Origin of the sequence: Marinovum sp., from assembly GCF_048263515.1 — a bacterium.
Taxonomy (GTDB): Bacteria; Pseudomonadota; Alphaproteobacteria; order Rhodobacterales; family Rhodobacteraceae; genus Marinovum.
In genome coordinates this window covers 143,200-166,374 of record NZ_JBLXEC010000003.1, presented here as the reverse complement: position 1 = coordinate 166,374, position 23,175 = coordinate 143,200, and the positions used below count along the sequence as shown (strand labels likewise).

The window sequence follows — 23,175 nt, the reverse complement described above, 5'->3', positions numbered from 1 at the left end:
TTTTCAATACCGGTTCCAGAGCGCGTTTTCGCCCATCGCCGCCACAAAGGCTGCATGGGCGGCGCGCTCTTCTTCTGTCAACCGCGAGGGCAGGGGCGTCGGGCGGGGTTTCGGCTTCCAGACACCGCCGCCGCTGGCGACATTGGTCCGCTCGACCGAGGCCAGCACCAGACCGGGCTGCCGCCCGCCGATCAGCTCCAGATAAACCTCGGCCAGGATTTCACTGTCGAGCAGCGCGCCGTGCAGCGTCCGCGCCGAATTGTCGATGTTGAAACGGCGGCAGAGCGCGTCGAGCGAGGCCGGCGAGCCGGGAAACTTCTTGCGCGCCATCGCCACGGTGTCGAGCGCCCGGTCAAAGGGGATCTGCGGCAATTTCAGCCAACCCAGCTCGGCATTGAGGAATTTCATGTCGAACGAGGCGTTGTGGATCACCAGGATCGAGTCATCGGCGACGAAATCGAGGAAATCCTGGGCGATCTGCTTGAACACCGGCTGCTGGGCGAGAAATTCGTCGCCCAAGCCGTGCACTTCGAAGGCCTCCTGCGGCATCGACCGCTCGGGGTTGATGTACTGGTGATAGGTCCGGCCGGTGGGCATGTGGTTGTACAGCTCGACCGCGCCGATTTCGACGATCCTGTCGCCGCTCTCGGGGTCAAAACCGGTGGTTTCGGTGTCCAGAACGATCTCACGCATCACCCAGCCTCTGTCTTATGTCTTTCAGCACATCCTGAACCTGCGCGCGGGCATGGTCCAGCGTATCGGTCTCGATCTCATAGTCGGCGCGGCGGCGCTTTTGGTCGATCGGCATCTGCTTGGCAAGGATCTGCGCAAATTGCGCCTCCGTCATCGTGCCCCGTGCCAACACGCGTTCGCGCTGCACCTCTGGCGCGACAAAGACACAGGCCACCGCGTCCATCGCGGCCTCGCCGCCGGTCTCGAAGAGCAGGGGGATGTCGAAGACGGTAATCGCGGCGCCATTGCCCGCGCCGAAGTCTGCACGATCCTGCGCCACCAGCGGATGCACGATCTGCTCGATCCGGGGCAGGGCGGTGGCATCGGCCCCTATGATTTCCTTCAGAACCGCCCGCGACACCGCGCCGTCGACAATCGCCTCCGGCCAGAGCGCGCCGATCGGCGCAATCGCCGCGCCGCCTTGGGCATAAAGCTTGTGCACCGCGGCGTCGGCATCCCAGACCGCACAGCCTTCTTCCGCAAACAGCTGCGCCGTGGTCGATTTTCCCATGCCGATGGAGCCGGTCAGCCCGAGGCGAAAGCTCATCCCAACACGGCCTGCCGCAGCTCGTCATCCACCTCGGGCCGCCGGCCGAACCAACGCTCGAACCCCGGCACGCCCTGATGCAGCAACATGCCCAGCCCGTCGACGGTCGGGCAGCCGCGCTCAGCCGCTACTTCCAGCAAGGGCGTGCGCAGCGGGCTGTAAACCAGGTCGGTCACCAGCGTGCCGGGCCGCAAACCGTCGAGCGGCACCCGCAGTTCCGGCTGGCCGACCATGCCAAGCGAAGTCGTGTTGACCACAAGCCCTGCGTCTTCCAGCACATTGCCAACCTGCACCCAGTCGACCACCTGCACCCGCATGCCGAACTCGTGCTGCAACTGCTCGGCCTTGATCCGCGTTCGGTTCGACAGCAGCACTTTCTCGACCCCGGTCTCGAGCAGCGAGGAAATTACCGCGCGGCAGGCGCCGCCAGCGCCAAACACCACCGCCGGCCCGGCCTTGGGGTCCCAGCCCGGCGCATTCTGCCTCAGGTTTTCGATGAAGCCGTAGCCATCGGTATTGTCGGCCATGATCGTGCCGTCGCGGCGCACGATCAGCGTGTTGGCCGCGCCGATGATGGTGGCGCGGTCGGTGACGCTGTCGACCAGATCGAGCACGTTGATCTTGTGCGGCAGGGTGACATTCGCGCCGACAAAACCCATGCGGGGCAGGGCGCGGATCACCTCGGCCAGGTCGGCCGGCTTGACGTCCATCGGCACGTAATGGCCGCGAATGCCGTAGCGGCGCAGCCAGTGGCCATGCATCTGCGGCGATTTCGACTGGTGGATCGGATGGCCGATCACCCCGGCCAGCGGCACATTTTCCGTCATGTCGCAATCTCTCCTCTAATCGCCAGCCAATTCAACAGAGGCAGAAGCGGAAGTCCAAGCACGGTGAAATAATCGCCCGAGATCGTGGTGAACAGGCGGCTGCCTTCCTCCTCGAGCTTGTAGGATCCGACGGAATGACGGATCGACGGCCAGTTCCGCGCCACATAGTCCTCTATATAGCCCGGGCTCAGCACCCGCATGCTCAGGGTGACGACGCCGACATGACGCCAGACCGGCGCTCCATTGTCAAAGGCCACGCAGGCCGAGAGCAGTTTGTGGCGTTTGCCGCTGAGATCAGAGAGCTGCGCCACCGCCCCCTCGGGCGTGTCGGGCTTCGACAGCAGCGTTCCGTCGAAGTCGAGCACCTGGTCGCAGCCCAGCACCAGCGCGTCAGGGCGTTTGCCGGCGACCTTGGCGGCCTTCATCTCGGCCAGCAGATCGGCAATGTCCCGCGGCGCGGCCTGATCCGCCAGCATCCCCTGTTTGACCGAATCTTCATCGACCCGCGCGGGCATCACCTCGACCAAGAGGCCGGCACGGCGCAACATCTCGGCGCGGATCTCCGAGCCCGAGGCCAAGACAAAGGGTTTCGGCATGTGGATGACTCCGTGGAAGGGCGGCGGATGAGACAGGGAATACATCCGTGAAATCCGAAGGTCGAGCGCCCCCGAGGCTCTGAAAGCCGAATTTCACCGACTTGGCCGCGAAGCGGACACAACGGGAAAAGGACAAGTCGGGATCTGTGAGCGGCCCGGACCGTGCCCGGACTATCCCGGGGCTTATCCCCAAGCTTGAAGGTCATTGAGGGGGCGTCAATAAATTGGAATCGCTGAAAGATTCAGAAATGCCGCGCGAACGCCGCCAAGATTTTCCACCTCCGCCCCGGGACTTCCTGCACAATGTTGATAAATACCGGGATGACAGCGTAATCCACAGAAAACCCGCGCCCTACACTCCAAATCAAACCTTCTTTTCTTTAATTTCTATGAAAGGGGTTCAGGACGATCCGCCCGGGGAAAAGCCGCTCCCGCGAGGGAGATTGACTTCCTGCGCCTCCATGGCTACCTAGAAGCTCCATACCGTCCGGTATGCGATTTTCCCATTCAGACGATGCCATGGCGCCGACATGCGGCGCAGGCCCGGATATGCCATGACAGAAGACCACCTGAACCTTGCCGACCTCAAGGCGAAAAGCCCCAAAGACCTCCTGGCCATGGCCGAGGAGCTCGAGATCGAGAACGCCTCAACGATGCGCAAGGGCGAGATCATGTTCCAGATCCTGCGCGAACGCGCGGACGAGGGCTGGAAGGTGTCAGGCGACGGTGTGCTCGAAGTGCTGCAGGACGGCTTCGGCTTCCTGCGTTCGCCCGAGGCGAACTATCTGCCGGGCCCGGACGATATCTATGTCTCGCCAACGATGATCCGCAAATTCTCTCTGCGCACCGGCGACACCATCGAGGGCGAGATCTGCGCCCCCGACGACAATGAACGCTATTTCGCGTTGGTGAATGTCACCGCGATCAACTTCCAGGATCCGGAACGCGCCAAGCACAAGATCGCCTTCGACAACCTGACACCGCTCTATCCCGACGAGCGGCTGAAGATGGAAATCGAGGATCCGACGATCAAGGACCGCTCTGCGCGGGTGATCGACCTGGTCGCGCCCATCGGCAAGGGCCAGCGGGCGCTGATCGTGGCGCCGCCGCGGACCGGCAAGACCGTTCTGCTGCAGAACATCGCCCATTCGATCGAAACCAACCACCCGGAATGCTACCTGATCGTCCTGCTGATCGACGAGCGCCCGGAAGAGGTGACCGACATGCAGCGGAGCGTGAAGGGCGAGGTGATCTCCTCGACCTTCGACGAACCCGCCGCGCGTCACGTGGCTGTCTCGGAAATGGTGATCGAAAAGGCCAAGCGCCTGGTCGAACACAAGCGCGACGTGGTGATCCTGCTCGATTCCATCACCCGCCTCGGCCGCGCCTTCAACACCGTGGTGCCGTCGTCGGGCAAGGTTCTGACCGGTGGTGTCGACGCGAATGCTCTGCAACGGCCGAAGCGCTTCTTCGGTGCGGCCCGGAACATCGAAGAGGGCGGCTCGCTCACCATCATCTCGACCGCGCTGATCGACACCGGCAGCCGCATGGACGAGGTGATCTTCGAAGAATTCAAGGGCACCGGCAACTGCGAGATCGTGCTCGATCGCAAGGTGGCAGACAAGCGCGTTTTCCCGGCGATCGACATCCTGAAATCCGGCACCCGGAAAGAGGACCTGCTGATCGAGAAGCTCGACCTGCAGAAAACCTTTGTCCTGCGGCGTATTCTCAACCCGATGGGCACGACCGATGCGGTGGAGTTCCTGCTGTCGAAGCTGAAGCAGACCAAGACCAACTCGGAATTCTTCGATTCCATGAACACCTGACCCGGAGGCAGATATGGACACGATCTTTGCCCTGGCATCCGCCCAGGGGAAGGCCGGTGTTTCGGTCATTCGGATTTCCGGCCCGCAGGCATTCGCCGCGGGCCGTTCGCTTTGTGGCACCTTGCCGCCGGTGCGTCAGGCCGGGCTGCGGCTGCTCAAGGATGCCGCCGGCACCCGGATCGACGAGGCGCTGGTGCTCTGCTTTGCCGAAGGCGCGAGCTTTACCGGCGAGGATGTTGTCGAGCTGCAGGTGCACGGCTCCGTCGCCGTGGTGCGCAAGGTTCTGGCCGACCTTGGCCAGATGGAAGACGTGCGGCTGGCCGAGGCGGGGGAATTTACCCGTCGCGCCTTCGAGAACGAATGCCTCGACCTGGCGCAGACCGAAGGCCTCGCCGATCTGATCGACGCCGAGACCGAGGCGCAGCGGCGCCAGGCCCTGCGCGTCCTGTCCGGCGATCTAGGAAAGCTTGTCGCGACCTGGCGCGAAGACCTGGTGCGGGCAGCGGCGCTGCTCGAAGCGGTGATCGATTTCGCCGACGAAGAGGTGCCGGTCGACGTCTCGCCGGAAGTGAACGATTTGCTGGCACGCGTCGAGGAGAGCATTTCGCGGCAGGTTGCCGGCGTCGCGGTTTCCGAACGCATCCGCAGCGGCTTCGAGGTCGCCATCGTCGGCAAGCCCAACGTCGGCAAGTCGACCCTGTTGAATGCCCTGGCCGGGCGCGCCGCCGCGATCACATCCGAAATCGCCGGCACCACCCGCGACGTGATCGAGGTCCGGATGGACCTGCGCGGCCTGCCGGTCACCTTGCTCGACACCGCCGGTCTGCGCGAGACCGAGGACCAGATCGAAGCGCTTGGCGTTGCGCTCGCGCGGGGCAGGGCAGAAGCCGCCGATCTGCGGGTTTTCCTGCTGGCGCCCGGGGATCAGCCTGAGCTAGAGGTGTGTCCCGGAGATGTGCTGGCCTACTCCAAGGCGGATCTACATCAAGTGGGTGAGTTCTCCATTTCCGCCAAGTCTGGTGAGGGCCTGGATCATCTTGTGGATCGGATTGCTTCGGTGTTGACAGAACGTAGCGCCGAGGCCGGTCTCGCCACGCATCTGCGGCATCGGCAGGGGATGGAGCGCGCCCTCGCTCATCTGTCGGTGTCGAAGGATTGGGTTCGAAATGGCCCGGATGGCTATGATATAGCAGCAGAAGAATTGCGCATCGCGATTCGAGCGCTGGGGAGCCTGTTGGGCAAGGTCGACGTTGAAGACCTGCTTGACGAAATCTTCTCGCGGTTCTGCGTCGGTAAATAGGAGTGTTTCACGTGAAACATTTTGACGTCATCGTTGTTGGCGGCGGCCACGCCGGTTGTGACGCGGCCCATGCCGCGGCGCGAATGGGGGCGAAAACCGCTCTCGTGACCCTCAAGCTCGAGGGGATCGGCGTGCTGTCCTGCAACCCCGCGGTCGGCGGGCTGGGGAAGGGGCACCTCGTCCGCGAGGTCGACGCGCTTGATGGCGTCATCGGCCGGATTGCAGACCGTGCCGGCATCCAGTTCCGCTTGCTCAATCGCCGCAAAGGTCCAGCCGTCCAAGGCCCGCGCGCCCAGGTCGACCGCAAGGTCTATCGCGAGTCCATGCTGGCCGAGATGCAAGCCTGCGAGGGCCTCGAAATCATCGAAGGCGAGGTCACCGATCTCCGGATGACCGGCGAGACCATCCAGGGTGTCGTCCTCGCCGACGGCAGCGAGATTTCCGCCAAGGCGGTCATCCTGACCACAGGCACCTTCCTGCGCGGCGTCATCCACATAGGCGACGTCTCCTATTCCGGTGGCCGCATGGGTGACGAAGCTTCCAACAAGTTGGCCGAGCGTCTCTACGCCATGGACCTGCCGATAGGTCGTCTGAAAACCGGCACGCCGCCGCGGCTCGACACCAAGACCATCAAGTGGGACCACCTCGAGAGCCAGCCGGGCGATGACGAGCCCGTGCTGTTCTCGTTCCTGTCCGAGGCACCATACCTCAAGCAGGTCTCCTGCGGCATCACCCACACCAATCCGCGAACCCATGAGATCATTCGAGACAATCTCGACCGCTCCGCGATGTACGGCGGCCATATCGACGGCATCGGCCCGCGCTATTGCCCCTCGATCGAAGACAAGATCGTGCGCTTCGCCGACAAGGAGAGCCACCAGATTTTCCTCGAGCCCGAGGGTCTCGACAGCGAGACGGTCTATCCGAACGGCATTTCGACCAGCTTGCCGGAAGATGTGCAGGAGGCCTACGTCCGTTCGATCGCCGGCCTCGAGGATGTGAAAATCCTGCAGCCGGGCTACGCCATCGAATACGACTACATTGATCCGCGTGCGCTGAACTCACGTCTCGGCCTGAAAGGTGTGGAAGGCTTCTTCCTCGCCGGCCAGATCAACGGCACCACAGGTTATGAAGAGGCCGCCGCGCAAGGTCTCGTCGCTGGGCTCAACGCCGCGGCCTTTGCACTCGGTCGCGATCCGGTGTTCTTCAGCCGCTCCGAGAGCTACATCGGCGTCATGGTCGACGATCTGATCACCCGCGGCGTCTCCGAGCCCTACCGGATGTTCACTTCGCGCGCCGAGTTCCGCCTGTCGCTTCGGGCTGACAACGCAGACCAGCGTCTCACCCCGCTCGGGCTGGAGATCGGTTGCGTCGGGCAGGCGCGTCGAGAGGCCTTCGAGGCCAAGCGCGAGAAACTGTCAGCAGGTCTCGATCTGTTGCAATCAACCACCTTCACACCGCGCCAGGCCGCTGAAGCTGGCATCACGCTGACCAACGACGGCGCGCGCCGCACCGGCTTTCAACTTCTGGCCTTTCCGGATGTTACCTTGGCACAGCTGGAGGCACTGCTGCCGGAGCTGTCGGAGGTGGAGCCAGATATTGCGATCCAGCTGTCGCGTGACGCTCTATATGCCAATTATGTCGAAAGACAGCGCCGCGATGTCGACGCACTGAAACGCGACGAGAGCCTGCAAATTCCTGCAGATTTCGATTACGACGGCATTGAAGGCCTGTCAAATGAGCTCAAGACCAAGCTGAAGTCGGCCAATCCCGAGAATATCCTGCATGCCTCCCGGGTCGAAGGGATGACTCCGGCAGCGCTGACGCTTCTGCTGTCGCGTATTCGCAAGCTCGATCAGCGCAGGTCCGCATGAGTCAGCCCTCAGCGTCAGCGCTGAATGTTTCACGTGAAACATTCGAGCGGCTCGAAATTTATGTCGCGCTTCTCCAAAAGTGGTCTCCGAAGATCAACCTGGTCTCCAAGGCCACGCTCGAAGACGTCTGGGAACGCCACATTCGTGATTCCCTCCAACTGCGCGAGGCAGCGGTCGGGCTGACAGGCTCCTGGGTCGATCTCGGTTCGGGCGGCGGGCTTCCTGGCCTCGTTATCGCGCTTTTGCGGTCCGAAGAGCTCTTGCCATTGGTCTTGATCGAGTCAGATCAACGCAAGGCGGCCTTTTTGCGCACAGTCCTGCGCGAAACCGAGAGCCCGGGCACAGTCATCGCAGAACGCATCGAGGCCGCCGAGCCTCAGAATGCCGCGATCCTCTCCGCCCGAGCGCTCGCCTCCTTGCCAAAGCTCCTCGAATTCGCCGAACGGCATCTGGCGCCGACCGGAACCGCGCTCTTGCCCAAAGGCATCACTTGGGAAAACGAAGTCGCCGAAGCCCGGAAGTCATTCCAATTTTCGTGGGAGGCGATTAAAAGCTGTACCCAAGAAGGCGCTGTCATCCTACGCATAAGAGAGATTTCCCGTGTCTGATCCGATCCGCCCCGTCGGCCCGAAAATCATCGCCATCGCCAACCAGAAGGGGGGCGTCGGCAAGACGACCACGACGATCAACCTCGGCGCCGCCCTGGCGGAGCAGGGCTACGAAGTGCTGATCGTTGACCTCGATCCGCAGGGCAACGCGTCCACCGGCATGGGTGTGGTACCTCAGGATCGCGACCTGACGACCTATGAATTGCTGCTCGAGGATGTCTCTCTGGCCGAGGCGATCAAGCCCACGGCAGTCGATAAGCTTGCGATCATTCCGGCCACGGTCGACCTCTCTTCGGCGGATATCGAGCTGATTTCCAACGAAAAACGCAGCTTCCTGCTGCATGACGCCCTGCGCCAGACCTCGATCGATTCCTTCGGCTTCGATTTCGTCCTGATCGACTGCCCGCCATCGCTGAACCTGCTGACCGTCAACGCCATGGTCGCGGCGCATTCCGTGCTGGTGCCGCTGCAGAGCGAGTTCTTTGCCCTCGAGGGCTTGTCGCAGCTAATGCTGACGATCCGCGAAGTGCGCCAGAGCGCCAATCCCAACCTGCGGATCGAGGGCGTGGTTCTGACGATGTACGACTCGCGCAACAACCTGTCGCAGCAGGTCGAGATGGATGCGCGCGACAACCTTGGCGATCTGGTGTTCCAGACGCTGATCCCGCGCAATGTCCGCGTCAGCGAGGCGCCGTCTTATTCGGTGCCGGTGCTGGAATATGATACCAACTCCAAGGGCGCGATGGCCTATCGCGCCTTGGCACAAGAACTGGTGGGTAAAAACGCTCGCCGCGCTGCATAGGGGGAGAGCAGATGAAACAGGAAAAACGTCGCGGTCTCGGCCGCGGATTGTCGGCCTTGATGGCGGATGTCGAGCCGGCCGCAAACGAGACCGGCGAGGGGACGCGACGGGCTGATCGCTTTGTTCCGGTCGAGCGGATTTTCCCGAACCCGGACCAGCCGCGCCGGCAGTTTACCCAGGATGCGCTGCAGGAACTGGCCAATTCGATTGCCGAAAAGGGCGTGATCCAGCCGCTGATCGTGCGTCCGCGCGGTGACGACGGTTACGAGATCGTTGCCGGTGAGCGCCGTTGGCGCGCCTCTCAGATGGCGCAGCTGCACGAAGTTCCGGTAATCGTCCGCGAATTCACCGACACCGAAGTGCTGGAAGTCGCGATCATCGAAAACATCCAGCGCGCCGATCTCAACCCGGTGGAAGAGGCGATGGGCTTTCGCCAGCTGATGGATCGCTTCGGCCATACGCAGGAGAAGCTTGCCAAGGCTCTGGGCAAAAGTCGCAGTCATATCGCGAACTTGCTGCGTCTGCTTACGCTGCCGGATGAAGTGCGCGAGATGCTGCAGAAGGGCGAGATTTCCGCTGGCCACGCCCGCGCACTGGTGACCTGCGAGGATGCGGTAACCCTGGCGAAGCGCGTTGTGGCCCATGGGCTGTCGGTGCGCGAGACCGAGAAGCTGGCAAAGCAGGGCGTCACGCCGCCAGAGGCGACCACGCCCACCACCAGTTTCCTGTCAGAGCCGAAAGGCAAGGATGCCGACACCCGCGCGCTGGAAGGCGATCTTTCGGCGCAGCTGGGTCTGAAAGTCTCGGTCGAGCACAAGGCAGGGACCGAAGGCGGCAAGCTGGTGCTGAATTATACGTCGCTGGAGCAGCTTGACGATCTCTGCCGTCGTCTCGGCAGCGATTGAGCTTCAGTCGAGGTCGCGGATCAGTTCTGAAATCACCGCATTGAGGATCGGTCGCCCCGTCGGGGTGACCGAAATCATGTCGCCTTCGACGGCGATCATTCCCATTTCCTGTAGCTGCGCCAACCGGGCAGGCGCGATCTCGGCGCCGGTCCGGGCCTTCAGTCGCGCCAGATCGAGCGGTTCGACAGTTCGTAGCCCCATCATGATGTATTCCAACACGATATCTGGTGTTGTTAACGTATCACGTGACTCTGCAGAGCCTTCCGACACACCCAGAAGCCAGGCGCCCGGGTTGCGGCGCGCCTCGGTGGCGATGCGTTGACCGTTCAGCGTCAGCCGGCCATGAGCGCCGGGGCCGATGCCGGCATAATCGCCGCCGCGCCAGTAGATCAGGTTGTGCCGGGATTGCCGGTCTTCGCGCGCGTGGTTCGACACCTCGTAGGCTGGCAGGCCCGCGGCCTCGCAAATCTCCTGCGTCAGCGCATACATATCGGCCGAGAGCTCTTCCTGCGGCAGGCCGCGCAGCTTGCCGGCCTTGAATCGGTCGCCAAAGGCGGTGCCGTCCTCGATCGTCAGTTGATAGAGCGACAGGTGATCGACGCCCATCGACAGGGCGCGGCGCAGCTCGGCCTCCCAATCGGTCAGGCTCTGGTCTTGCCGCGCATAGATCAGGTCGAACGACATCCGCTCGAAGGTGTCCTGCGCGATGGCAATCGCGGCTTCGGCCTGGGCCACGTCATGCAGCCGGCCAAGCCGCCGGAGATCGGGGTCGTTCAGGGCCTGCACGCCGAGAGAAACGCGGTTCACCCCGGCGGCGCGATAGCCGCGAAAGCGACCGGCCTCGACGGATGAGGGGTTGGCTTCAAGCGTGATCTCGACGTCGTTCGCCAGCGTCCAGCGCTGTGCCACGCGGTCGAGGATCGCCTCGACGGTCTCGACCTCCATCAGCGACGGTGTGCCGCCGCCGAAATAGACCGAGCGCAGCACGCGGCCCGGTGTTTCCGCGGCCACGCGGTCGATCTCGCTCAGATAGGCGGTGCGCCAGGCCTCATGGTCGATGCGGCGGGCGACGTGGGAATTGAAGTCGCAATAGGGGCACTTGGCCTCGCAGAACGGCCAGTGGACATAGAGCCCGAAGCCGCCGATCTGCCAGTCCTCAGTCAAAGCAGCCGGCCACCAGCTTGGCGAAGGCATCGGCGCGGTGGGAAATCTTGTTCTTTTCCCAGCGATCCATCTCGCCAAAGGTGATCTCGTAGCCCTTGGGTACGAAGATCGGGTCATAGCCATGGCCCTGCGCGCCGCGCATCGGCCAGACCACCTTGCCCGGCATCACGCCGGGGAAAACCTCGTCATGACCATCAGGCCAGGCCAGAACGAGGGTGCAGCAGAACCGCGCCAGCCGCGGGTGCGGGGCGTTCACCGCCTCGAGCTCTTCGTGGGTGCGGCGCATCGCCATTTCGAAGTCGCGGCCATTGGGCGTTTCGGCCCAGTCGGCGGTAAAGACGCCGGGCGCATTGCCCAGGGCGTCGATCTCGATGCCGCTGTCGTCGGCAAGGGCGGGCAGGCCGGTGGCCTGCGCCGCCGCATGCGCCTTGATCCGCGCATTGCCGACAAAGGTCGTTTCGGTTTCCTCGGGCTCGGCCAGCCCGAGGGCCGCGGCGCCCACAACCTCGACGCCATAAGGCGCGAGCAGGGCCTGGATTTCATCCAGCTTGCCCTGGTTGTGGGTCGCGATGACCAGCTTGTCGCCCGAGAACTTCCGGCTCATGCCACGGCTGCTTTCTGCGCGGCGGCAAGCTCCTCGACACCTTTTTCGGCGAGGTCCATCAGCGCGTTCATCTGATCGCGGGAGAAGACCGAGCCTTCGGCCGACATCTGCACTTCGATCAGCTGCTTGTTGCCCAGCATGATGAAGTTGCCGTCGACGCCGGCTTCGCTGTCCTCGGGGTAGTCGAGGTCGAGCACCGGCTGGCCGGCGTAGATGCCGCAGCTGACCGCCGCCACAGGATCGACCAGCGGATCGGAAACCACGTCGCCCACCTTCATCAGCTTGTTGACCGCCAGTTTCAGCGCAACCCAGCCCCCGGTGATCGAGGCGCAGCGGGTGCCGCCATCGGCCTGGATCACGTCGCAGTCGACGGTGATCTGGCGTTCGCCAAGGGCTACGCGGTCGACACCGGCCCGCAGCGAACGGCCGATCAGACGCTGGATTTCAACCGTGCGGCCGCCTTGCTTGCCGGCGGTGGCCTCGCGGCGCATCCGGGTGTTGGTGGCGCGCGGCAGCATGCCGTATTCTGCCGTCACCCAGCCCAGGCCCGATCCCTTGATGAAGGGCGGCACGCGGTCCTCGATTGTGGCGGTGCACAGCACGTGGGTATCGCCGATCTTGATCAGGCAAGAGCCTTCTGCATGTTTGGTCACACCGGTTTCGATTGAAACGGCGCGCATTTCGCTTAAATTCCGTCCAGACGGTCGCATGATCTTGTCCTTGCTGGTTTCTCCGCCGGGATACGGGGGGGCGACCTGTTTCGCAACCCTGTCGTGATATGCACCAGAGACAGGAATGGAAGGGGTCAGAGCCGATGAGCGAAGGCTCGAAGATACTCGAAGAGATGAATGATCGCTCGCGCGAAGTCTTTCGGCGGGTGGTCGAAGGCTACCTCAGCACCGGCGAGCCGGTGGGGTCGCGCACCTTGACGCGGACCCTGTCGGAAAAGGTCAGCGCCGCCACGGTGCGCAACGTGATGCAGGACCTCGAATACCTCGGTCTGCTCGACAGCCCACACGTCAGCGCCGGGCGCATCCCCACTCAGCAGGGGCTGCGGATGTTCGTCGACGGGCTGCTCGAGGTCGATGAGCTTGCGGTCGAGGACCGCGAGGCGCTGGATCAGACCATGGGCGACAATGCTAGCGACGTGTCGAACCTGCTCGACCGGGTCGGCTCGGCGCTGTCGGGGGTGACGCATGGCGCCTCGCTGGTGCTGACGCCCAAGCACGAGGCGCCGATCCGCCATATCGAGTTCGTCTCGCTGGCGCAGGACCGGGCGTTGGTGGTGCTGGTCTTTGCCGACGGCCATGTGGAGAACCGGATCTTTACGCCGCCGCCCGGCCAGACGCCCAGCTCGATGCGCGAGGCGGCGAATTTCCTCAATGCGTTGATCGAGGGCCGGACGCTGAGCGAATTGCGCAGCCAGTTCAGCAAGGAGATCAAGAAGCGCCGCCAGGAGATCGACAGCATTTCGCGCGAGCTGGTGGAAAGCGGTCTGGCGATCTGGTCCGACGATTCCGCCGATTCAGCGCGGCTGATCGTGCGGGGCCGGTCGAATCTGTTGGGCGAGCAGGGCGCCGAGGAGGACCTCGAGCGGATCCGCGTGCTGTTCGACGATCTCGAGCGTAAGCGGGACATTGCCGAATTCCTCGAACTGACCGAAGCAGGCGACGGTGTGCGGATTTTTATCGGCTCGGAGAACAAACTTTTCTCACTTTCGGGTTCCTCTTTGGTGGTCTCTCCTTATATGAACGCGGATCGAAAGATCATCGGTGCGGTTGGTGTGATCGGTCCCACGCGGCTGAACTACGGGCGCATCGTTCCGATCGTGGATTATACGGCACAGCTGGTCGGCAAGCTGATTTCCGACCGAAGTTAGAGGTGAAGAATGGCAGAGCCGGAAAAGGATTTCCTCGACGATATCGACGAGGCCGAAGCCGAAGAACTTGCAGGCGAGATGGAAGAGATGGACAACGCAGCGATCGAGCTGGACACGCTGCGGGCCGAGCGCGATGCGCTTCAGGACAAATTCATGCGCGCCCTCGCCGATGCCGAGAATTCGCGCAAGCGGGCGCAGAAAGAGCGTCATGACGCCGAGCGCTACGGCGGCTCGCGGCTCGCTCGCGATCTCCTGCCGGTCTACGACAACCTCAAGCGCGCCGTCGAGGCGACGCCCGAGGAGCAGAAAGAAGTGGCCGGCGCGCTGATCGAAGGCGTCGAACTGACCATGCGCGAGCTGGTTTCGGTGCTCAAGAAGCACGGGATCGAGCCGATCGCGCCCAAGGTCGGCGACAAGTTCGACCCGCAGCACCATGAAGCGATGTTCGAAGCCCCGGTGCCCGGCACCAAGGCCGGCGAGATCATCCAGGTCTCGGCCGACGGTTTCATCATGCACGACCGCCTGCTGCGCCCCGCGCAGGTCGGCGTCTCGTCGAACACCGGGGCGTAAGGCTTCGGGCTGCCTGCGATCAGGTCAGATGAATTCAACGCCGTCCCGCATCCGGGGCGGCGTTTTGCGTTTGCAAGTCCGGTCAAGTCGCCTGTGCCTTGCCCAGCCCGGAACAAGGCCAAAGGCCGCCGGGCCAGCGGCTGCCCGCCCCACCGGGCTGCCGCTTTGGCCAACGCAAGCGCGTCGCTCGACGGTCTTCCGGATATGGCTAAAATAAAGCGCCGCCGAACCAAGGCTGCAGCGGCACCCCGCGGGCAGCCGCTGTCCCGCCTCGGGCTTAGCTCACCAGCCCTTTGAGCTCGTAGATCAACTGCAACGCCTCCCTCGGTGACAGATCGTCGGGGTGCAAGTCCCGCAGCCGCGCCTCAGCCTCCGACGGCTCCGCCTGAGCCACCGGCGCCGGGGCCGCGGCCATTGCCGAAAACAGCGGCAGATCGTCGATCACCGCCTTGGCCTTGCCGCCTTCGCGCTCGCCCTGTTCCAGCGCATCGAGGATTTCCCGCGCCCGGCCGACAACCACCTTGGGCAACCCGGCCAGCTGCGCCACCTGCACGCCATAAGAACGATCCGCCGCACCCTTTTTGACCTCGTGCAGGAAGATCACCTCGTTCTCCCACTCCTTGACCGCGACAGTCGCATTCTCGACCCCCGCCATCCGCGAGGCCAGGGTCGTCATCTCGTGGTAATGCGTGGCAAACAGCCCGCGGCAACGGTTCACGTCATGCAGATGTTCCAGCGTCGCCCAGGCGATCGAAAGTCCGTCATAGGTCGCCGTGCCACGACCGATCTCGTCGAGGATCACCAGCGCCCGGTCGTCGGCCTGGTTGAGGATGGCGGCGGTTTCGACCATTTCGACCATGAAGGTCGAACGCCCGCGCGCCAGATCATCAGACGCCCCGACCCGGCTGAACAGCTGCGAGACCAGCCCGATCCGCGCCGCCGAGGCCGGCACGAAGGAGCCCATCTGCGCCAGCACCGCGATCAGCGCGTTCTGCCGCAGGAAGGTCGATTTACCGGCCATGTTCGGACCGGTCAGCAGCCAGATCGCCGAGGCGCCGTCGGCGTCGTTCAGATCGCAGTCATTGGCGACGAAGGGCGCGCCCTCGCGTTTCAGCGCCGCCTCGACCACGGGGTGACGGCCGGTTTCCACGTGAAACATCCGGCTGTTGTCGACCACCGGCCGGGTCCAATCCTCTTGCGCGGCCAGTTCCGCCAGCGCGCTGCTGACGTCGAGCTCGCTCAGCGCCCGCGCCAGATCGCCCAGCGGCCCGGCCGCGTCGAGCACCGTCTGGCGCAGCGCGGCGAACAACCGTTTCTCGATCTCCAGCGCGCGATTGCCAGCGTTGAGGATGCGCGTCTCCAATTCCGACAACTCGACCGTGGTGAAGCGCACTTGATTGGCGGTGGTCTGGCGGTGGATGAACCGTTCCGACAGCGCGTGCATCTTGTCCGCATGGGTCGCGGTGCATTCGATGAAATAACCCAGCACGTTGTTGTGCTTGATCTTCAAGGAATTGATGCCGGTCTCGGTGACGTATTCCTGCTGCATCCTTGCAATCACGCCGCGCCCCTCGTCGCGCAGCGTGCGCGCCTCGTCGAGGTCTTCATCATACCCCGGCGCGATAAAGCCGCCATCGCGCGCCAAGAGCGGCGGTTCCGCCACCAGCGCCTGATCCAGCAGATCGAGCAGGGTGTCATGGCCTGACAGCCGCGCCACAGCACCGCTCAGGCGTTCCGGCAGGTCGGCGTCGCCAAAGCGCGCGCCGATCTCACCCGCCTGTTCCAGAGCATTGCGCACCGCGGTCAGATCGCGCGGCCCGCCACGGTCGAGCGACAGGCGCGACAAAGCGCGATCGACGTCGGGCACCCGGCGCAGGGCGTCCCTAAGAGCAGAACGAAAGGCGGTTTCATCATGTGAAAAACGCACAGCCTCCAGCCGCGCGTCGATCTCGGCCAGATCGCGCGAGGGGCTCGACAGCCGCCGCTCCAACAGCCGCGCGCCGCCCGCCGTCACCGTCCGGTCGATACAGGCCAGCAGCGACCCGGCGCGCCCGCCGGAGAGCGCTTGGGTCAACTCCAGGTTGCGCCGGGTGGCGGCGTCGATCTGCATGACGCCGCCGCTGGCCTCTTTCACCGGCGGGCGCAGCAGCGGCAGTTTCCCTTTCTGGGTGATCTTCAGATAGTCGACCAGCGCCCCCATCGCCGAAAGCTCCGCCCGCTCGAACGACCCGTAGGCGTCGAGCGAGGCCACGCCGAAGACCCCCGCCACACGTTCCGCCGCCAGCGAGGAGTCGAACGACCCGCGCCCCAGCGCCGTGATCGCTGCGCCGGCCTCGCCGATCACCTCGGCCAGCTCGTTCTCCTGCGCTTCCGACACAAGCACCTCTGACGGGGCCAGCCGCGCCAGCTCCGGTCCCAACCGCACCTGCGGCAGGGCCATCACGTGAAACGCCCCGGTCGAGATATCGACCCAGGCCAGCGCCGCCTCGTCACGCACCAGCGCATAGGCGGCGAGGAAGTTGTGCCGCCGCGCCTCGAGCAGGCTCTCTTCGGTCAGGGTGCCCGGCGTCACCAGCCGCACCACGTCGCGTTTGACCACCGATTTGCCGCCACGCTTCTTGGCCTCGGCCGGGCTTTCCATCTGTTCGCAGACCGCCACGCGAAAGCCCTTGCGGATCAGCGTCAGCAGATAGCCTTCGGCCGCATGCACCGGCACGCCGCACATCGGGATATCGTCGCCATCATGCTTGCCGCGCTTGGTCAGGGCGATGTCCAGCGCCTCGGCCGCGGCCTTGGCATCGTCAAAGAACAGCTCGTAGAAATCGCCCATCCGGTAAAACAGAAGTGCGTCCGCATGACCGGATTTTATCTCCAGATACTGCGCCATCATCGGCGTCACGGTGGATTTGCCGCTGCTCATCGAGGCCCCCTTTGGTGTTGTGGCGGACCTTAAACTTCCGCGATTGTCGGGAAAAGCTGAAAGGCCCCTTAGCGATCTGTGGCAAAGCTTGCGCTTTGCATCGCCATGGGCCTTGGTTACAAACCGCGAAACAGCAATTGGGAGGCCTGCCACATGCCGAAAGCCAAGATCACCCGCGAAGAGGCCCTGGCCTTCCACCTCGAGCCCACGCCGGGCAAGTTCGAGATCACGCCCTCGGTGCCGATGACCACGCAGCGCGACCTGTCGCTGGCCTATTCGCCGGGCGTCGCCGTGCCTTGCGAGGAAATCGCGGCCAATCCCGAGCTGGCCTATGACTATACCAACAAGGGCAACCTGGTTGCGGTGATTTCGAACGGCACGGCGGTGCTGGGCCTCGGCAACCTCGGCGCGCTGGGCTCGAAACCGGTGATGGAGGGTAAGGCGGTGCTCTTCAAGCGCTTTGCCGACGTCAATTCCATCGACATCGAGCTGGATACCGAGGATCCGGACGCCTTCTGCAACGCGGTGCGGCTGATGGGGCCGACCTTTGGCGGCATCAACCTCGAAGATATCAAGGCGCCCGAGTGTTTCATCATCGAGCAGCGGCTCAAGGAAGAGATGGATATCCCGGTCTTCCACGATGATCAGCACGGCACCGCGGTGATCTGTGCCGCCGGGTTGATCAACGCGCTGCACCTGTCGGGCAAGAAGATCGAGGATTGCCGCATCGTGTTGAACGGCGCCGGGGCGGCGGGGATCGCCTGTCTCGAGCTGGTGAAATCCATGGGCGCCAAGCAGGACAACTGCATCATGTGCGACACCAAGGGGGTGATCTACCAGGGCCGTACCGAGGGCATGAACCAGTGGAAATCGGCGCATGCGGCGCAGACCGATCTGCGCACGCTGGAAGAGGCGATGAAGGGCGCAGATGTCTTCCTTGGCGTCTCGGCCAAGGGCGCGGTGACCCAGGAGATGGTGATGAGCATGGCCGAGGATCCGGTGATCTTTGCCATGGCCAACCCCGATCCCGAGATCACGCCGGAAGAGGCCCATGAGGTCCGCCCCGATGCCATCGTAGCCACCGGCCGCTCGGATTATCCGAACCAGGTCAACAACGTGCTGGGCTTTCCCTATCTCTTCCGCGGCGCGCTGGACGTGCACGCGCGCGCCATCAACGACGAGATGAAGATCGCCTGCGCCGAGGCGCTGGCCGAACTGGCGCGCGAGGATGTGCCGGACGAGGTGGCGCTGGCCTATGGCAAGAATCTGACCTTCGGGCGCGATTACATCATTCCGACGCCGTTTGATCCGCGGCTGATCCACCGCATTCCGCCGGCGGTGGCCAAGGCCGGCATGGACACCGGCGCGGCGCGCCGCCCGATCGTTGACATGGAGGCCTACGAGCTGTCGCTGAAATCGCGCCTCGATCCGACCGCCTCGATCCTGCGCGGCATCAACGCCCGTGCCCGCGCCAACCAGGCGCGGATGATCTTTGCCGAGGGTGACGATCCGCGCGTGCTGCGCGCCGCCGTGATGTACCAGCGCAACGGGCTGGGCAAGGCGCTGGTGGTGGGCCGCGAAGACGACGTGAAGACCAAGCTGAACGCCGCCGGTCTGGGCGATGCGGCGCGCGAGCTGGAGATCATCAACGCCGCCAACACCCGCCATCTCGAGGTCTACAAGGACTTCCTGTACAACCGCCTGCAGCGCAAGGGCCACGACGAGAAGGACATTCACCGTCTCGCCGCCCGCGACCGGCATGTCTTTGCCGCGCTGATGCTGGCGCATGGCCATGGCGACGGTCTGATCACCGGTGCGACGCGCAAATCGGCGCATGTGCTGGAGCGGATGAACTATGTCTTCGACGCCGACGCCGAACATGGCGCAGTGGGGGTCACGGCGCTGCTGCACAACGGTCGGATCGTGCTGATCGGCGATACGCTGGTGCAGGAATGGCCTGACGAGCATGACCTCGCCACCATCGCCGAACGCTCGGCCGACGTGGCGCGGCACCTGGGGCTCGAGCCGCGGGTGGCCTTTGTCAGCTTCTCGACCTTCGGCTATCCGGTGTCGGAACGCGCCACCAAGATGCATCTGGCGCCCAAGGTGCTGGACGCCCGCGGCGTGGGCTTTGAATACGAAGGCGAGATGACCGTCGACGTGGCGCTGAACGCCCAGGCGCAGAAGGCTTATCCCTTCTCGCGGCTGACCGGCCCGGCGAACATCCTGATCGTACCGGCGCGGCACTCGGCGTCGATCTCGACCAAGCTGATGCAGGAAATGGCCGGCGCCACGGTGATCGGCCCGATCCTCGCCGGCGTCGACAAGTCGATCCAGATATGTTCGTCTGTCTCGACGGCCAATGACATCCTGAACATGGCGGTGCTGGCGGCGTGCAAGGTCGGCTGACCGCCTTCGGGTGCCGGCACTCTGGCTGAGTGCGGCAGGCGCGGGCAGGGTGCCAGAATTTGAAGGGGGAGCGGCGTGACCATTTTCAACCTCGGCTCGATCAACGCCGACCTCTTCTATCACCTGCCGCATCTGCCGGCCCCGGGCGAGACGCTGGCCTCGACCCGCTTTCACCGCGGTCTTGGCGGCAAGGGCGCCAACATGTCGGTGGCGGCGGCCCGGGCGGCCGCGCATGTGGTGCATATCGGCGCGGTCGGGCCTGATGGCCGCTGGGCGGTCGAGCGGCTGCTGGAATACGGCGTCGACACCCGGCACATAACCGAGCTGGACGAGGCCACCGGCCATGCGATCATCCTGATCGACGCCGAGGGCGAGAACCAGATCGTGCTCTATCCCGGGGCCAACGTGGCGTTGGGGCAGGGGCAGGTGACGGCGGCGCTGGCCGGGGCCACGCCCTCGGATTCGCTTCTATTCCAGAATGAAACCAACCTGCAGAGCTTCGTCGCCGGTCTCGGCCGGCAAAAGGGCATGCGGGTGGTCTATGCCGCGGCCCCCTTTGATGCCGACGCGGTGCGCAGCGTGATCGACCGGATCGATCTGCTTGTTCTCAACGAGGTCGAGGCGGCGCAGCTTGCTGCCGCGCTAAAGCACCAGCTCGAAGACCTCGGGATCGCCGATATCGTGGTGACGCTGGGCCCTGACGGCTGCCGCCATCTCGATGCGCGCGCCGGCACCGATCGGCATTATCCCGGCATCGAGGTCGAGGCCGTCGACACCACCGGTGCCGGCGACACCTTTACCGGCTATCTGGTGGCCGGGCTCGACAGGGGAATGCCGATGGAACAGGCCATCGCCCGGGCGCAACGCGCCGGCGCGCTGATGGTGACGCGGCAAGGCACGGCGGATGTGATCCCCGATCTCAAGGACCTCGAGAGCTTTCGCGGCTGATCAGCCGCCGGCAAAGGGCGCGGCATCACCCCAGAGCGCCCGCACCCGCGCGTCGCGGCCACAGGCCTCGCGATAGCGCTTGTAGGCCTCGGCCCGCGAGATGCGGCCAAAGCGGGTGAAGGTGGCCTTCTGCGACTTGTAGTAATTCTGATGCGCGGCCTCGGCGGGATAGAACGTCGCGGCCGGAAGCACCGGCGTGACCACGGCCTTGCCCAGCTTCGCCTGCGCCTGCGCCTTGGCGCGGTCGGCATCGGCCTTGGCTTGCGCTGAGTCGAAAAACACTGCCGTTCGGTAGCTCTCGCCCCGGTCGCAGAACTGACCGCCGGCATCGGTCGGATCGACCGAGCGGAAGAACAGGTCGAGCAGTTGCGCCCGGCTGATCTGCGCCGGGTCATAGCGGATCTGCACCGCCTCGTAATGGCCAGTGCCACCGCGGGTGACCTGCTTGTAGGTCGGATTGGCGACCCTGCCGCCGGTAAAGCCGCTCACCGCCTCCTTGACGCCGCGCACCTTCTCGAAATCGGCTTCGACACACCAGAAACAGCCGCCGGCCACGGTCAGCACCTGAAGCTCTGCGGCGCGGGCCTTGCCGGCATTCACCAAAAGCGCGAGGAGGATCAGCACCCCCAGCAGGGCGGGTTTGAACGAGAAACGGGACATGGGCGGTACCTCCTGTCTCGAACCTGTTGCAAGAGCCCGGCACCGCGCAAGCGCTTCGCAGCCCTGTCACGCAGAGGTGAGCCAACGTGAGTGCCCTGACCCGGAAATTTCGCGCCGAGGGTGAAACTCCGCCGACGAACGCCTCGTATCTGCCTGTGCCGGACATGATCCGGACCAGATAACAGATTGTATTGGGAGACTACCGAATGACACGTTTCATGATGACCCTCGCCGCCACCGCCCTGACCGCCACTGCCGCCCTTGCCGGCGGCCACGGCATGACCCCCGCCGTCGAAGCCTCCGATCAGGACGTCTCGAACGGTGTGGTCTCCGCCGACAAGGTGACCGCCTCGGAAAACGGCTGGCTGGTGGTGCACCGCACCGATGCAGAGATGAAGCCCGGCGCAGTTGTCGGCTACGCCCCGATCCGCATGGGTGAAACCATGGATGTCGCCGCCATCCTGCAGGAAGAGGTTGCCGCAGGCGACATGCTGATGCTGATGGTCCACGGCGAAACCGGCGGCATGGAAACCGGCCGTTTCGAATACACCCTCGGCGCCAAGGAAGACGGCCCCGTCAAGGTGGACGACAAGCTGGTGATGGGAACGATTACCGCCCAATAACGTTGACACGACACGCCCGGCGCGGGCCGTGAGCCCTGCCGGTGCGTGTGTGTTAACGAGTAGAGCGCGGGACCGTCAGCCCTTCAATCGGCGGTTCCGTGCTGCGAGCAGTTTAAGCCGCAGCGCGTTGAGCTGGATGAAGCCCGCCGCATCCTTCTGGTCATAGGCGCCGGCATCGTCCTCAAAGGTCACATGCGCCTCGGAATAGAGCGAGTGATCCGACCAGCGGCCCACCGTGCGGGCCATCCCCTTGAACAGCATCAGCTTGACCGTACCCGACACATGCTCCTGGCTCTTGTCGATTAGGGCCTGCAGCATCTCGCGCTCGGGGGAGAACCAGAAGCCGTTGTAGATCAGCTCGGCATAGCGCGGCATGATCGAATCCTTGAGGTGACCGGCACCGCTGTCCAGCGTGATCTGCTCGATACCGCGGTGCGCCTCGAGCAGGATGGTGCCGCCGGGCGTTTCGTAGATGCCGCGGGACTTCATGCCGACAAAGCGGTTTTCCACGAAATCCAGACGGCCGATGCCGTGACGGCGGCCATATTCGTTCAGCTCGGTCAGGATCGTCGCCGGGCTCTTGGCGGTGCCGTTGATCGCAACCGCGTCGCCCTTTTCAAAGGTGATCTCGATGTATTCCGGCTGGTCCGGCCCGGTCACCGGGTCCTCGGTGCGCTGATAGACGTAGTCTGGCGCCATTTCCGCCGGGTCTTCCAGCACCTTGCCCTCTGACGAGGTGTGCAGCAGGTTGGCGTCGACCGAGAAGGGCGCCTCGCCGCGCTTGTCCTTGGCGACGGGGATCTGGTGCTGCTCGGCGAACTCCAGCAGGCGGGTGCGCGAGGTCAGGTCCCATTCGCGCCAGGGCGCGATCACCTTGATGTCGGGGTTGAGCGCATAGCAGGCCAGCTCGAACCGCACCTGGTCGTTGCCCTTGCCGGTGGCGCCATGGGCCACGGCATCGGCGCCGGTTTCCTCGGCAATCTCGACCAGCCGCTTGGAGATCAGCGGGCGCGCGATCGAGGTGCCCAGCAGGTAGAGCCCCTCATAGACCGCATTGGCGCGGAACATCGGGAAAACGAAGTCCTGGACGAATTCCTCGCGCAGGTCCTCGATGTAGATTTCCTTGACGCCCATCATCTCGGCCTTCTTGCGCGCCGGATCGAGCTCTTCGCCCTGGCCCAGATCGGCGGTGAAGGTGACGACCTCACAGCCGTACTCGGTTTCAAGCCACTTCAGGATGATCGAGGTATCGAGGCCACCGGAATAGGCCAGGACAACTTTCTTGGGCGCGGACATGGGGCGTTTTCCTTCTTGAAAGACGCAAGCGCGATACCGGGTTTTCGGGCGCGGGGCAAGGTGGCGGCGTTGACCTTGGCCGGGC

Annotated in this window: 21 protein-coding genes; 11 read left to right on the top strand and 10 right to left on the bottom strand. The window is 64.2% G+C overall.

The features are described 5' to 3' along the window. Nucleotides 1-3: 3 nt before the first annotated feature. Genes dnaQ through ACN0SE_RS05045 form a run of 4 tightly spaced genes read right to left on the bottom strand, consistent with a single transcriptional unit; the run spans nt 4 to nt 2,702 of the window. Entirely contained in the window at nt 4-693 is a 690-nt protein-coding gene (gene dnaQ, locus ACN0SE_RS05060) for a DNA polymerase III subunit epsilon (RefSeq protein WP_417523402.1), read from the bottom strand. Next, a complete protein-coding gene (coaE, locus tag ACN0SE_RS05055) occupies nt 686-1,279 on the bottom strand; it encodes a dephospho-CoA kinase (RefSeq protein WP_417523401.1) in 594 nt (197 codons plus the stop codon). Before coaE ends, dnaQ begins: the two co-directional genes overlap by 8 nt. Next, nucleotides 1,276-2,106, bottom strand: a complete 831-nt coding sequence (locus ACN0SE_RS05050) for a shikimate dehydrogenase (protein ID WP_417523400.1) — start codon at nt 2,104-2,106, stop codon at nt 1,276-1,278. The genes coaE and ACN0SE_RS05050 overlap by 4 nt, the downstream gene beginning before the upstream one ends. Beyond that, nucleotides 2,103-2,702: a Maf family protein gene (locus ACN0SE_RS05045; RefSeq protein ID WP_417523399.1), complete on the bottom strand. Its 600-nt coding sequence runs from the start codon at nt 2,700-2,702 to the stop codon at nt 2,103-2,105. Before ACN0SE_RS05045 ends, ACN0SE_RS05050 begins: the two co-directional genes overlap by 4 nt. Before the next feature lie 554 nt (nt 2,703-3,256). On the opposite strand from ACN0SE_RS05045, the gene rho reads away from it, so the two are divergent. Genes rho through ACN0SE_RS05015 form a run of 6 tightly spaced genes read left to right on the top strand, consistent with a single transcriptional unit; the run spans nt 3,257 to nt 10,017 of the window. Continuing rightward, nucleotides 3,257-4,528, top strand: coding sequence for a transcription termination factor Rho (rho, locus tag ACN0SE_RS05040; RefSeq protein WP_417523398.1), 1,272 nt, complete (start codon nt 3,257-3,259; stop codon nt 4,526-4,528). A 13-nt stretch (nt 4,529-4,541) separates the two neighbouring features. Beyond that, nucleotides 4,542-5,828: a tRNA uridine-5-carboxymethylaminomethyl(34) synthesis GTPase MnmE gene (gene mnmE / locus ACN0SE_RS05035; RefSeq protein WP_417523397.1), complete on the top strand. Its 1,287-nt coding sequence runs from the start codon at nt 4,542-4,544 to the stop codon at nt 5,826-5,828. Between the two features lie 11 nt (nt 5,829-5,839). Then, a complete protein-coding gene (gene mnmG, locus ACN0SE_RS05030) occupies nt 5,840-7,702 on the top strand; it encodes a tRNA uridine-5-carboxymethylaminomethyl(34) synthesis enzyme MnmG (protein ID WP_417523396.1) in 1,863 nt (620 codons plus the stop codon). Beyond that, complete coding sequence (gene rsmG / locus ACN0SE_RS05025) at nt 7,699-8,310, top strand: 16S rRNA (guanine(527)-N(7))-methyltransferase RsmG (RefSeq protein WP_417523395.1); 612 nt, start codon at nt 7,699-7,701, stop codon at nt 8,308-8,310. Before mnmG ends, rsmG begins: the two co-directional genes overlap by 4 nt. Next, a complete protein-coding gene (locus tag ACN0SE_RS05020) occupies nt 8,303-9,112 on the top strand; it encodes a ParA family protein (RefSeq protein WP_417523394.1) in 810 nt (269 codons plus the stop codon). The genes rsmG and ACN0SE_RS05020 overlap by 8 nt, the downstream gene beginning before the upstream one ends. Nucleotides 9,113-9,123: 11 nt before the next feature. Further along, nucleotides 9,124-10,017 (top strand): ParB/RepB/Spo0J family partition protein, encoded by an 894-nt coding sequence (locus ACN0SE_RS05015; protein WP_417523393.1) that lies wholly within the window; start codon nt 9,124-9,126, stop codon nt 10,015-10,017. A 3-nt stretch (nt 10,018-10,020) separates the two neighbouring features. On the opposite strand, the gene hemW is transcribed toward ACN0SE_RS05015, so the two are convergent. The 3 genes from hemW to rph are packed head-to-tail and all read right to left on the bottom strand — an operon-like array spanning nt 10,021 to nt 12,495. Then, nucleotides 10,021-11,211 (bottom strand): radical SAM family heme chaperone HemW, encoded by a 1,191-nt coding sequence (gene hemW, locus ACN0SE_RS05010; protein WP_417523392.1) that lies wholly within the window; start codon nt 11,209-11,211, stop codon nt 10,021-10,023. Further along, nucleotides 11,174-11,785: an RdgB/HAM1 family non-canonical purine NTP pyrophosphatase gene (gene rdgB / locus ACN0SE_RS05005; RefSeq protein ID WP_417523390.1), complete on the bottom strand. Its 612-nt coding sequence runs from the start codon at nt 11,783-11,785 to the stop codon at nt 11,174-11,176. The genes hemW and rdgB overlap by 38 nt, the downstream gene beginning before the upstream one ends. Then, nucleotides 11,782-12,495: a ribonuclease PH gene (gene rph / locus ACN0SE_RS05000; protein ID WP_417523389.1), complete on the bottom strand. Its 714-nt coding sequence runs from the start codon at nt 12,493-12,495 to the stop codon at nt 11,782-11,784. The genes rdgB and rph overlap by 4 nt, the downstream gene beginning before the upstream one ends. 104 nt (nt 12,496-12,599) lie before the next feature. On the opposite strand from rph, the gene hrcA reads away from it, so the two are divergent. Further along, nucleotides 12,600-13,664, top strand: a complete 1,065-nt coding sequence (hrcA, locus tag ACN0SE_RS04995) for a heat-inducible transcriptional repressor HrcA (protein WP_417523388.1) — start codon at nt 12,600-12,602, stop codon at nt 13,662-13,664. A gap of 9 nt (nt 13,665-13,673) precedes the next feature. Next, a complete protein-coding gene (locus tag ACN0SE_RS04990; protein WP_417523387.1) occupies nt 13,674-14,234 on the top strand; it encodes a nucleotide exchange factor GrpE in 561 nt (186 codons plus the stop codon). 277 nt (nt 14,235-14,511) lie between these two features. Here the strand turns inward: ACN0SE_RS04990 and mutS are convergent, their stop codons facing one another. Then, entirely contained in the window at nt 14,512-17,154 is a 2,643-nt protein-coding gene (gene mutS / locus ACN0SE_RS04985; RefSeq protein WP_417523386.1) for a DNA mismatch repair protein MutS, read from the bottom strand. Nucleotides 17,155-17,307: 153 nt separating this feature from the next. Between mutS and ACN0SE_RS04980 the strand changes: the two genes are divergently transcribed. Together ACN0SE_RS04980 and ACN0SE_RS04975 are read left to right on the top strand one after the other, a co-directional pair. Further along, nucleotides 17,308-19,563, top strand: coding sequence for an NADP-dependent malic enzyme (locus ACN0SE_RS04980; protein WP_417523385.1), 2,256 nt, complete (start codon nt 17,308-17,310; stop codon nt 19,561-19,563). A 75-nt stretch (nt 19,564-19,638) separates the two neighbouring features. Beyond that, complete coding sequence (locus ACN0SE_RS04975) at nt 19,639-20,511, top strand: ribokinase (RefSeq protein ID WP_417523384.1); 873 nt, start codon at nt 19,639-19,641, stop codon at nt 20,509-20,511. Here the strand turns inward: ACN0SE_RS04975 and msrA are convergent, their stop codons facing one another. Beyond that, nucleotides 20,512-21,171: a peptide-methionine (S)-S-oxide reductase MsrA gene (msrA, locus tag ACN0SE_RS04970; RefSeq protein WP_417523383.1), complete on the bottom strand. Its 660-nt coding sequence runs from the start codon at nt 21,169-21,171 to the stop codon at nt 20,512-20,514. It lies immediately after the preceding gene. 278 nt (nt 21,172-21,449) lie between these two features. On the opposite strand from msrA, the gene ACN0SE_RS04965 reads away from it, so the two are divergent. After that, the gene (locus tag ACN0SE_RS04965) at nt 21,450-21,794 is read left to right on the top strand and encodes a hypothetical protein (RefSeq protein ID WP_417523474.1); all 345 of its coding nucleotides are present in this window, start codon (nt 21,450-21,452) and stop codon (nt 21,792-21,794) included. 75 nt (nt 21,795-21,869) lie between these two features. Here the strand turns inward: ACN0SE_RS04965 and ACN0SE_RS04960 are convergent, their stop codons facing one another. Beyond that, the gene (locus ACN0SE_RS04960; protein WP_417523382.1) at nt 21,870-23,090 is read right to left on the bottom strand and encodes an argininosuccinate synthase; all 1,221 of its coding nucleotides are present in this window, start codon (nt 23,088-23,090) and stop codon (nt 21,870-21,872) included. Between the last annotated feature and the right edge of the window lie 85 nt (nt 23,091-23,175).